Genomic DNA, 9,451 nt, shown 5'->3' with positions numbered 1-9,451 from the left:
GGTGGGCGCGGACGGTTTCGAACCGCCGACATCCTGCTTGTAAGGCAGGCGCTCTACCCCTGAGCTACGCACCCGAGATCCCCGGCGCTGTGACCAGGACGAGCCGACAGCCTACCTTGCCGACGGCCGTGCACCGCACACCAGTGACGACCAGGTCCGATACGGGTCCCCGCCCGGCCCCTGCGGGGGTTAACCCCACCCGCGATCCGGTGGCCGACCGGATCCCGCCGGCCCCCTTCCCCCTCGTACGTTCATCAGGCCGGGCACCGTCCCGGCACCGCAGGACCAGCCGCCGCAGGGGGAGTTCACCATGTCAGTCCGCACGTCAGTCCGTATGCGGGTCCGTTCGCACCGCACCGTCCGCGTCCTGGCCGCCGCCACCGCCGTGGTCGCCGTCGCGGCGACGGCCACCGCGTGCGGCGCCGACTCGTCGGACGACACCAGCCCCGAGCACCGCTCCTTCGCCCTGCACGGCAAGACGCTCACGGTCGACTCGGACGACTCCCGGCTCGACCTCGTGCCCGGCGACGGGAAAGAGGTGAAGGTGACCCGGTGGTTCGAGGGGTCCACCGTGATCGGCTCCTCGCCCGAGGCGACCTGGTCGTGGCGGTCCGCCGAGGACCGGCTGACCCTGCGGATGCACTGCAGCGGTTTCATCGTCAACTGCTCGGCCCGGCACCGCGTCGAGGTGCCGCGCGGCGTCGCCGTGGTCGTCCGCAACGACGACGGCAGCGTCCACGCCCGCGACTTCGAGAACGGCCTGGACATCTCGACCAGCGACGGCTCCGTCCGCGTCGAGAACACCTCGGGGCCGCTGCGCCTGACCGGCGAGGACGGCTCGCTGCACGCCACGGGCATCGACGCCCGCCGCGTCACCGTCCGCACCGAGGACGGCGAGGCCCGCATCGACCTGCGCACGGTCCCCGACCGCGTCGAGGCAACCAGCCAGGACGGCTCCCTCACCCTCGGCCTGCCCGGCTCCGCCAGGTACCGGGTGACCACGGACACGGACGACGGCGCCGTCGATGTCTCGGTCCCCCGCGATCCGCGCAGCGAGCACCGGGTGTCCGCCCGCGCCCAGGACGGAAAAGTCACGGTCCGAACCGCGAACTAACCGGCCCGTGTGTTCGTCATTAACCGGTGGGAGAATGAACCGGGCAGGACGATACGACACGGGCAGCACGGGAGAGGTTAGTGACGGCGACGACGACCACCATGCAACAGCATCCGTCGTCCCCTGCCTCCGACTCCTCCGCAGGGACATCACGCCCTGAAGTCCCGCTGCACCCGACGCGCTCCACCAGGAGCCCCGAAGGGGCGCGGGGAACTGCGCGACCAGCCCCCACGAACCCCCCAGGGGCGCGGGGAACAGCGCGACCAGCCCCCACGAACCCCCCAGGGGCGCGGGGAACAGCGCGACCAGCCCCCACGAACCCCCCAGGGGCGCGGGGAACAGCGCGACCAGCCCCCACGAACCCCCCAGGGGCGCGGGGAACTGCGCGACCGGTCCCCACGAACCCGCACCCGGCGAACGGCACCCGCCAGGCAGACGCACCCCCGGCCCGGCCCCGCCCCGGCGGCCCGATCCGCGACTTCCTGACGCTGGCCCTCCTCCCGCTCCCGATCCTCGCCGCGGCAACCGTGGCCACGTTCAACGCCGGAGGCACCCGCCGGTGGTTCGGCGGCCGGGCCGAGTCGCAGCGCGCCGAGGCCCAGGCCGCCAAGGACGCCGCGGCCGCCGCCTTCTACGAGCTGGACACCGCCCAGCGGGACCTGCGCATCTCGATAGAGACGATCACCGCGGTCGACGACTCCCCCGCGGCCCGCCGCGCCGTCACCGACTTCCAGCAGCTCGGCCACCGCATCGACGAGGTCAGCCAGCAGTACATCACCGCGGTCGACGCCCACGACCTCGACCGCGACGACCTGGAAGCGAGCACGGCGACCCGCGCACGGAGCGAACTGACCGGCGCCAAGGACCAGTTGACCCGCGTCAAGGGCGACCTGGACCGGTTCGCCCAGGGCCTCGGACCGCTGCTCGGCAAGGCGGAGACCCAGCTGGCCCGCCTCGCCCCGTCCGTGGAGCGCGCCCGCCAGTCCCTGCTCGCCGCGACGACCGCGCTGGACGCCGTACGGCAGGCGGGCCTGAAGGCGGACGACCTCGCGGCCCGGCTCGCCGCCCTCGGCCCCGAACTGACCCGGCTGAACCAGGGCGCGGGACAGCACGGCGTACCGGAGACCCTGGAGCGCGCGGAGCGGGTCGCACGGGACGCCGAGGCCGTCCGGGCGGAGGCCGACCGGCTGCCGGAGAAGGCCGCCGAGATCGACCGCCGGCTCGTCTCCCTGCGCACCCGCGCCCAGGCCCTCACCACCCGCGCGGGCCAGGTCGAGCCGATCCTGAGCGAGCTGCGGCGCCGGTTCACGGCCGCCTGCTGGCAGGACCTGCAGCGCGTACCGGAGCTCGCGGGGGAGAACGTGCGGCAGGCCGAGGCCAAGCTCGCCGAGGCCCGCACCGCCCGCGAGGCCCAGCGCTGGCCGGACGCCACCGCCCTGCTGTCCACGGTCCGCGCCCTGCTGAACAGCACGGACGAGTCCGTCTCCGCCGCCTCCGACCGCCTGCAGCGGCTGAACGCGGTGGCGAAGGACCCCCAGCAGGAGATCGACCGCACCCGGTTCGCGATCCGGGACGCCCAGCGGCTGGCGATGGCGGGCCGCAGCACCCCGGACCCCCGGCACGCCCGCCCCCTCGACGACTCCGTGGGCCGCCTGGACCGTGCCGTCGAGGGCCTGGAGGGCCGCCACCCCGACTACTGGCACTTCCTCACGGAGACGGAGGCCGTGCGGCAGACGGTGGCCCGGGTCGTCGCCCAGATCCGCGAGGAGCGCGGCGGCGGCTGACGCGGTTGGCACTCGCCGGACGCCGGGCGGATCCTTGTAGTGCGTGCGTACGCGCACGTGACGCATGTGCAAGGAGGCGAGGCGATCATGGCCACGCACGTACTCCACCCCGGATCCCGGCGGCGCGTCACTCTCGACGAGCACCTGCCCGTCGACCACCGGCTCAGCAAGGTGTACCGCACCGGCGCGGGCCTGATGGGACTCGTCCTGCTCGCCTTCGGCATTCTCGGGCTCATCGACAAGGTCGGCTTCTTCGACACCGGTGGCGACCGGGTCGCCGGCCTGAACACGAACGGCGCGCTCAGCGTCCTGTCCATCTGCGTCGGCCTGCTGCTGTTCGTCGGCACGCTGATCGGCGGCAACTTCGCGTCGACGCTCAACATGGTGCTCGGCATCCTGTTCATCCTCAGCGGCTTCGTCAACCTGGCGCTGCTGGACACCGGCGCGAACTTCCTCGCCTTCCGCATCCAGAACGTCCTCTTCAGCTTCGTCGTCGGACTGCTGCTGATGTTCTTCGGGATGTACGGGCGGGTCAGCGGCACCCTGCCGCACGACAACCCGTACTGGCGGGCCCGGCACGCGGCCGACGACCGACCCGGCGCCGATTGATATTGCCCGGGGTGCCGTGCGAGCCTGCTCCGCATGACCAGCTCACCGCCGGTGCCGCGTCCCGGGCGCGACGTGCGCGGCATCGTGGTCGAGGCACTGGCGCGCGGCATCGCCGACGGCACGTACGGCGCGGGCACGTTACTCGAACCGTCCTGTCTGACCATCGAGTCGACGACCGTCGCCCGAGCCGTGTTCGCGGCGGCGGTCCGGGTGCTCGTGGCGAAGGACATGGTGGACGAGACGTGGCAGGTGCGCCCGGAGTCCGACTGGAACCTCCTCGACCGTGACGTCCTGCGCTGGACGCTGGCGGCCCACACACCTCCCGCGCCCGCGCTCACCGCCCTCTTCGGTGACCTGCACGAACTGCGCCGCTCCGTCGAACCGTCGGCGGCGGCGCTGGCCGCGCAGCACCGTTCGAACGAGGATCTGGCCGCTCTCGACGAGGCGTTGACGGCGATGGCCGTGGCGGAGCGGTCCCTGGAGGGCGATCCGGTGCGGGCCGCGGGCGCCGACGTGGCGTTCCACTCGACCCTGCTCAGGGCCTCCGGCAACCGGTTCTTCACCCAGCTGCTCCGGGTCATCGGGCCGGCGCTCGGGGCGCGGAGCCGGCTGGTGTTCGCGGGCCCGCACCACCATCCGGTGGCCAGTCACGCGGAAGTGGCGGACCGGGTGCGGGAGATGGACGCCGACGGCGCCTACACGGCGATGCTGGAACTCCTCGACCTCTCGCTGCGCGACGACCCGTAATCTGGGCGCATGCCTCGCTACGAATACCGCTGCCGCAACTGCGGCGACACGTTCGAACTGTCCCGCCCGATGGCCGAGTCCTCGGCCCCCGCGACTTGCCCGGCGGGCCACCCGGACACGGTGAAACTCCTCTCGACGGTAGGCCTGGCAGGCACCACCCCGACCCCACAGGCCCCGTCCGGCGGTGGCGGAGGCGGCGGCTGCTGCGGAGGCGGCTGCTGCAGCTAGCCCCCCGGCTCCCACCCGTCACAGTCGAGCCCACCCAGCCTTGGGCAATCTGCCGCCTGGGGCGGCAGGGTGGGCAAGGCGGCCCCCGGTGCCGCGCAACGATGCACGACGGGCGCCGGCCACGGCACGGCTCGGACGCGCCCCGCTGCCGCGCAACGATGCACGAGGGACGCCGACCACGGCACAGGTCAGCCACCCCCCAATGCCGCGCAACAGTTCACGAAGCCCGGCCACGGCACCGGTCAGACGCACCCCGGTGCAGCCCGCCAAGACCCGGAAGCGCCGACCCCGGCACAGCTCAAGCGGCGCCGCCCACCGCCCGGAGAAACCCCCGCAACACCGCCTCCCCCGCCACCACACCCCGCTCCTCCAGCACGGTCACGCCGGGCGCAGCCCACCCCACGTCCGCCAGCTCCCCGTGCCCGGGCCGCCACCCCCGGTCCACCGCCAGCAACAGATCCGCGTCCAGCAACGAATCCCCCGCCCCCAACGTCAGCTCCGCCCCCACGCGCCGCGCGACCTCCCGCACAGCCGCCCCCTTGGTCAACGGCTTCGGCACGGCATACACCTTCCGCCCCTGCAGCGACACTCCCCACCCGACCCCGTCGGCCCACGCCGCGAACTCCTTGACCCACCCCTCGGGCAGCAGCCCCCGGTCGACCACGAGATACGCGAACAGGTCCTCCGCGACCCGCTCCTTCAGCAGCCACGCCGGATCCGCGGCAGCGACCATCCGCTCCCGCACCTCCCTCAGCGGGGCACACTCCGACGCCAGCCGCTCCGTCACCCCGGCCGCCCAGTCCGGGTCCGACACCCCGTCGACCAGCAGATGTCCCCCGTTGGCACAGATCGCGTAGGCCGGCGCGGGCCCGGGCAGCCGCACCCGCCCGTACTGCTCCCGCGTCCGCGTCGTGGTGGGCACGAACACCGCACGCCGCCCGAGCTCCACCAGCATCCCGGCGGCGTCCTCGGTGACGTACGACAGGGGCTTGTGCTCGTACACCTCGACGCAGAGCAGTCGTGGTGCCTGCGCGTCGGGCATCGTCAGCCCGAGGGCGCCGGCGGAGTAGATGAGCGTACGGTCGAGATCGCTCGCGACGACGACAGGGGTCACTTCGCCGCCACCGCCCTGCCGTCCGCACCGGTCGCCCCGCGCGTGAACCGTGGATGGATCAACCCGACGCAGGTGTAGGGCAGTTCACCCACCACCTCGACCGGAACGCCGCGCTGCTCCGCCAGCAGGCGCACGTGGTCGAGATCGGCGCCGGCGTCCTCGCGGGCCAGGATCTTCCACGGCACCCGGCGCAGCAGCACCCGCGTCGTCTCGCCGACGCCCGGCTTGACGAGGTTCACGTCGTGGATGCCGTACTCCTCGCTGATCCGCTCCACGGCGGCCCAGCCCTCCCAGGTCGGCGTCCGGTCGGCCCCGAGCAGTTCCTTGACGTCGGTGTCGACCGCGTCACCGACCTCCGCGAACCGGTCCTGCACCGCGTCGAGGAACCGCTGCGACACATCCGCGTCGGCCAGCTCCCGGTAGAACTTGCCGCCGTGGAAGTCGTCGGGACCGACCAGGTCGGCCCGGAGCACGGTGCGTGAAATCAGCCCGGACACCGTGGAGTTGAGGCAGGCCGAGGGTATGAGGAAGTCCTCGCGCGTCCCATAGGTCCGCACGCACGATCCGGGGTCGGCGAGCACGGCGATCTCCGGGTCGAACCCGGCGGCACCGCCGCCCTCCTCGAACTCCCGTATCGCGGCGGCGAGTTCACGCGTGATGGCGCCCTTGCCCGTCCACCCGTCGACGAACACGACGTCCGCCGGGTCGTGGTGCGCGGCGAGCCAGCGCAGCGCGTTCGCGTCGATGCCGCGGCCGCGCACGATCGACACCGCGTAGTGCGGCAGGTCGAGGCCGTGCCGCCACTGCGCCCACCGGCGCATCAGCACGCCGACCGGGGTGCCGGCCCGCGCGAGGGACACCAGGACGGGGCGCCGCGGCGACCGCTCCGCGAGCACCGTCTCGGTGACCACGCCGACGGCACGGGCGATCCGCGCGGCCGACGTGTCGAGCGCCGCGTGGAACAGGTCCTGGTACTGCTCGCTGGGCTGGTACTCGACCGGCAGCGACTCCGCGTAGTGCGCGCCCCCGCTCTGGATGGCCTCCTCGCGCTCCTCGGTGGGCGCCTCCAGCGTCACGTCCGAGAGGTCCTGGAGCAGCCAGCCGACCTCGTCGGGCGCGTACGAGGAGAAGGCGGGGCCGCGCAGCGGCTCGGGCAGGGACATGCGGGGCCTTTCACTGACGGGTACGTACGAGGGGATCACCGCGACCACGACGCGCTCGGCGTGCGCGGCCACCCGGTCCAACAGGCCGCCGGGCGCGTGGAGTTCGGCGGTGTCGCCGGCCGAGTCGAGGACGACGAGGACCGTGTCGAAGCCGCCCCCCGCCACGTTGTAAGCGAAGCGGTCGCCCGGTCCGTCGGCGGGTGCGTCGTGCGCGGGGAAGACGAGGCGGGTGCGGATCGCGTAGCCGGGGTCGTCGACGGCGAGGACCGGGGAGCGGGTGGTGGTGGAGTACGCGACGTCGGTCCCGGTGGCTTCGAGCGCGGTGCCGAGCCGCAGCGGGGCGTACATCAACTCCTCGTTGCCCAGGACGAGTACGCGGCCCCGGACGTACGGTGCGAGGCGCTCGGCCATGGCGGGCAGCGCCGCTTCGAGGCGCTCGCGGTGCGCGGGCGTGAAGCCGTGCCGGCCGCCGTCCGGGACCCCGGCCGGCCAGCCGAGGCCGTCGACCCGCACGATCTCGCCGTGCCCGCTCCGGGGCGCGGGCACGGACGGGGCGCCCGCCTCGTGCTCGGCGACGAGCGCCTGTCCCTTCTCCAGGACCCCGTCCGGCAGGCGCACGGAGCCGCGGGCCGCCACCACGAGGTCCACCCGCGCGCCGATCTCGCGTGCGAACGCCTCCAGGCGCCCCTGGTCGTCCGGCGAGCGCATGTCGACGAGCGCGACGATGACGTAGTGGTCGCGGGCATGCAGCGCGTGCAGGGCGCGGACGGTGTTCAGGACCGTGTTCCCCGTGGAGAACTCGTCGTCGACGAGGACCAGTGGTCCGTCGCCCGCCAGCAGCTTCGGGTCCTCGGGCAGCAGCAGGTGCGAGGTGGCGTGCGAGTGGGACTCCTCGAAGCCGCCCGCGCGCGCGACGCCCTCGACGGGGCGGCGCGTGGAGTGCAGATAGGGCGCGAGGCCGATGCCGTCGGCCACCGAGTGGCCGAGCCCTGTCGCGGTCTCCGCGTACCCGAGCACGACGGCCCGCCGCGCCGCGTCGTCGCCCAGCAACTCCCTTACCCGTACGCCCAGTTCGTGTCCTGAGCGCCAGACCACCGACGGGCGCTGCGGCACGTGCTTGCCCAGCACGTTCGACACGAGCAGATGCGCTCGCTTGGGGTTGCGCCGCAGCGCGAGCCCCAGCAGCCCGGTCAGCTCCTGGTCACCGGCCAGCTCCACTCCCAGCCGCTCCGCGACCCATGCACCCGACCACACCACGTCCTGTGTATCCCTCTCGTCCATTCTCGTCGGCTCGCCCACTCGCGCCGGCCCGTCCTCACGCACCGGCCCGCCCTCACGCACCGGGCAGTCCTGCGGTCAGCAGTTCCACGAAGCCGACGTCCTCACGGGCCACCCCGAACGCCTCCGCGCGCTGCAGGGTCCGCTCGGCCCAGGCGCGGTGCGGCTTCACTTCGTTCATCTTGTTCGTGTACGCGGACCGGAGGACTCCGCCGCCGCCCCGCTCGGGCCGCAGGATGTCCTGCGCGTCGCTGTACTCCTCGTGGCTGACGACGGACAGCGCGTGCACGGGCAGCACGTGGGAGGGGTGGATGCAGGTCTTGCCGAGCAGTCCGTTGGCCCGGTCCAGCTCGATCTCGCGCAGCAGTCCGTCCATGTCGTGCTCGATGAGGGCCTGCCGCAGCTCGTCGGCCCGCCCCTCCAGGAAGGGACTGCGGCGCAGTTGCGGCTTGAACATCCGCTCCTGGTGGCGGAAGTACTCCCAGACCGGCCCGGTCACCGTGAAGCCGGTGCCGTCGGCCCGGCCCAGCCGGTTGACGACGTCGCCGATGACGGAGGCCACTATCTGCACGTCGTACGCCGTCATGTCGGGCGGCCTGCGCAGTCCGTACGCCGAGCAGAAGTCGGTGACGCCGAGGCGCAGCGCGAGGACGCGCTCGCGGTACTTGTCGACCGTGCGGGAGATGCCGGCCAGCGTCTCGGTGCGGGTCTCCAGGTGCAGCAGCTCCGGGGACTCCAGGACCGGCATGGCGAAGAGTCGACGTCCGGCAGGGGCTTCTGCGGCGGTGAGCGCCTCAAGGAACGGAACGCCCCGCTCCTCGGTGAACTTCGGCAGTACGAATCCGGACAGCAGCGCCACGCCGGGGCCGATGCGGCGGACCAGGTCGGTGATCTGCGCCGGCTCCCGGACGCGGATGAACAGCAGCGGCGGCTCGGCGCCGGCCGCGACCCGCTCCGTGAGGTCCGCGAACTGGCGCACGAGATTGTCCTCGGCGCCGGACACCTCGGCGTCGTCGATCGAGTCCTCCAGGCACAGCACCATGGAGACGACACCGCGTCCGGCCAGCTTGAGCACGTCGTCCGCGAGGCGCGGGCGGGTGGCCGGGCTGTAGAGCGTGGCTCCCAGCGCGGCCGCGAGCATGCGGGGCGAGGAGTCCGCGGTGAAGACCCGTGGCTCCCGGTGGAACAGGCGCTCCCGCACCTCAGGGGCGATGTGCCCGAAATGACGCATAAGACTCCCCCGGTGATGGCCCGTGGTGCGCGGCCGCTGCTCGGCCACCCGACGTGATGTGGCCGGTAATAGTACGTACAAAGGTGTGTCAAGGGTTCCCGTCCGCAATGAAATTCTGGTAACCCAGGCATGTCGTACGGCGTGTTCCGGCCGTACGCGTGCACGTCGATCCGGGCACCCCGC

At 73.0% G+C, this 9,451-nt stretch carries 8 protein-coding genes and 1 tRNA gene; 5 read left to right on the top strand and 4 right to left on the bottom strand.

Going from position 1 to position 9,451, the window contains the following annotated elements; translation table 11 throughout:
* Positions 1 to 2: 2 nt before the first annotated feature.
* A tRNA-Val gene (locus RBJ77_RS37545) sits at positions 3 to 74 on the bottom strand.
* 236 nt (positions 75 to 310) lie between these two features.
* On the opposite strand from RBJ77_RS37545, the gene RBJ77_RS37540 reads away from it, so the two are divergent.
* The 5 genes from RBJ77_RS37540 (at position 311) to RBJ77_RS37520 (ending at position 4,482) form a co-directional block, all read left to right on the top strand.
* A complete protein-coding gene (locus RBJ77_RS37540) occupies positions 311 to 1,114 on the top strand; it encodes a DUF4097 family beta strand repeat-containing protein (RefSeq protein ID WP_372349029.1) in 804 nt (267 codons plus the stop codon).
* Positions 1,115 to 1,584: 470 nt separating this feature from the next.
* Complete coding sequence (locus RBJ77_RS37535; protein WP_372349031.1) at positions 1,585 to 2,898, top strand: hypothetical protein; 1,314 nt, start codon at positions 1,585 to 1,587, stop codon at positions 2,896 to 2,898.
* A gap of 87 nt (positions 2,899 to 2,985) precedes the next feature.
* A complete protein-coding gene (locus RBJ77_RS37530) occupies positions 2,986 to 3,507 on the top strand; it encodes a DUF4383 domain-containing protein (RefSeq protein ID WP_372349028.1) in 522 nt (173 codons plus the stop codon).
* 33 nt (positions 3,508 to 3,540) lie between these two features.
* The gene (locus RBJ77_RS37525; RefSeq protein WP_372349027.1) at positions 3,541 to 4,254 is read left to right on the top strand and encodes a FadR/GntR family transcriptional regulator; all 714 of its coding nucleotides are present in this window, start codon (positions 3,541 to 3,543) and stop codon (positions 4,252 to 4,254) included.
* A gap of 9 nt (positions 4,255 to 4,263) precedes the next feature.
* Complete coding sequence (locus RBJ77_RS37520) at positions 4,264 to 4,482, top strand: zinc ribbon domain-containing protein (RefSeq protein WP_372349026.1); 219 nt, start codon at positions 4,264 to 4,266, stop codon at positions 4,480 to 4,482.
* Positions 4,483 to 4,780: 298 nt separating this feature from the next.
* Here RBJ77_RS37520 and RBJ77_RS37515 read toward each other — a convergent pair whose 3' ends face one another.
* Genes RBJ77_RS37515 through RBJ77_RS37505 form a run of 3 tightly spaced genes read right to left on the bottom strand, consistent with a single transcriptional unit; the run spans position 4,781 to position 9,268 of the window.
* Positions 4,781 to 5,596 carry an HAD family hydrolase gene (locus tag RBJ77_RS37515; RefSeq protein ID WP_372349025.1) on the bottom strand — a complete coding sequence of 272 codons (816 nt, stop codon included), beginning with the start codon at positions 5,594 to 5,596 and terminating at the stop codon, positions 4,781 to 4,783.
* Complete coding sequence (locus tag RBJ77_RS37510; RefSeq protein WP_372349024.1) at positions 5,593 to 8,040, bottom strand: phosphoribosyltransferase; 2,448 nt, start codon at positions 8,038 to 8,040, stop codon at positions 5,593 to 5,595. Before RBJ77_RS37510 ends, RBJ77_RS37515 begins: the two co-directional genes overlap by 4 nt.
* A 52-nt stretch (positions 8,041 to 8,092) precedes the next feature.
* On the bottom strand, positions 8,093 to 9,268 hold the full coding sequence (locus tag RBJ77_RS37505) for an HpcH/HpaI aldolase/citrate lyase family protein (RefSeq protein WP_372349023.1): 1,176 nt from the start codon (positions 9,266 to 9,268) through the stop codon (positions 8,093 to 8,095).
* Positions 9,269 to 9,451 lie beyond the last annotated feature (183 nt).

It is taken from the genome of Streptomyces sp. KL116D (assembly GCF_030766975.1).
Lineage (GTDB): Bacteria > Actinomycetota > Actinomycetes > Streptomycetales > Streptomycetaceae > Streptomyces > Streptomyces longispororuber_A.
Note: the sequence above shows the minus strand (reverse complement) of the source record. Positions and strands in the feature narration are given on the sequence as shown.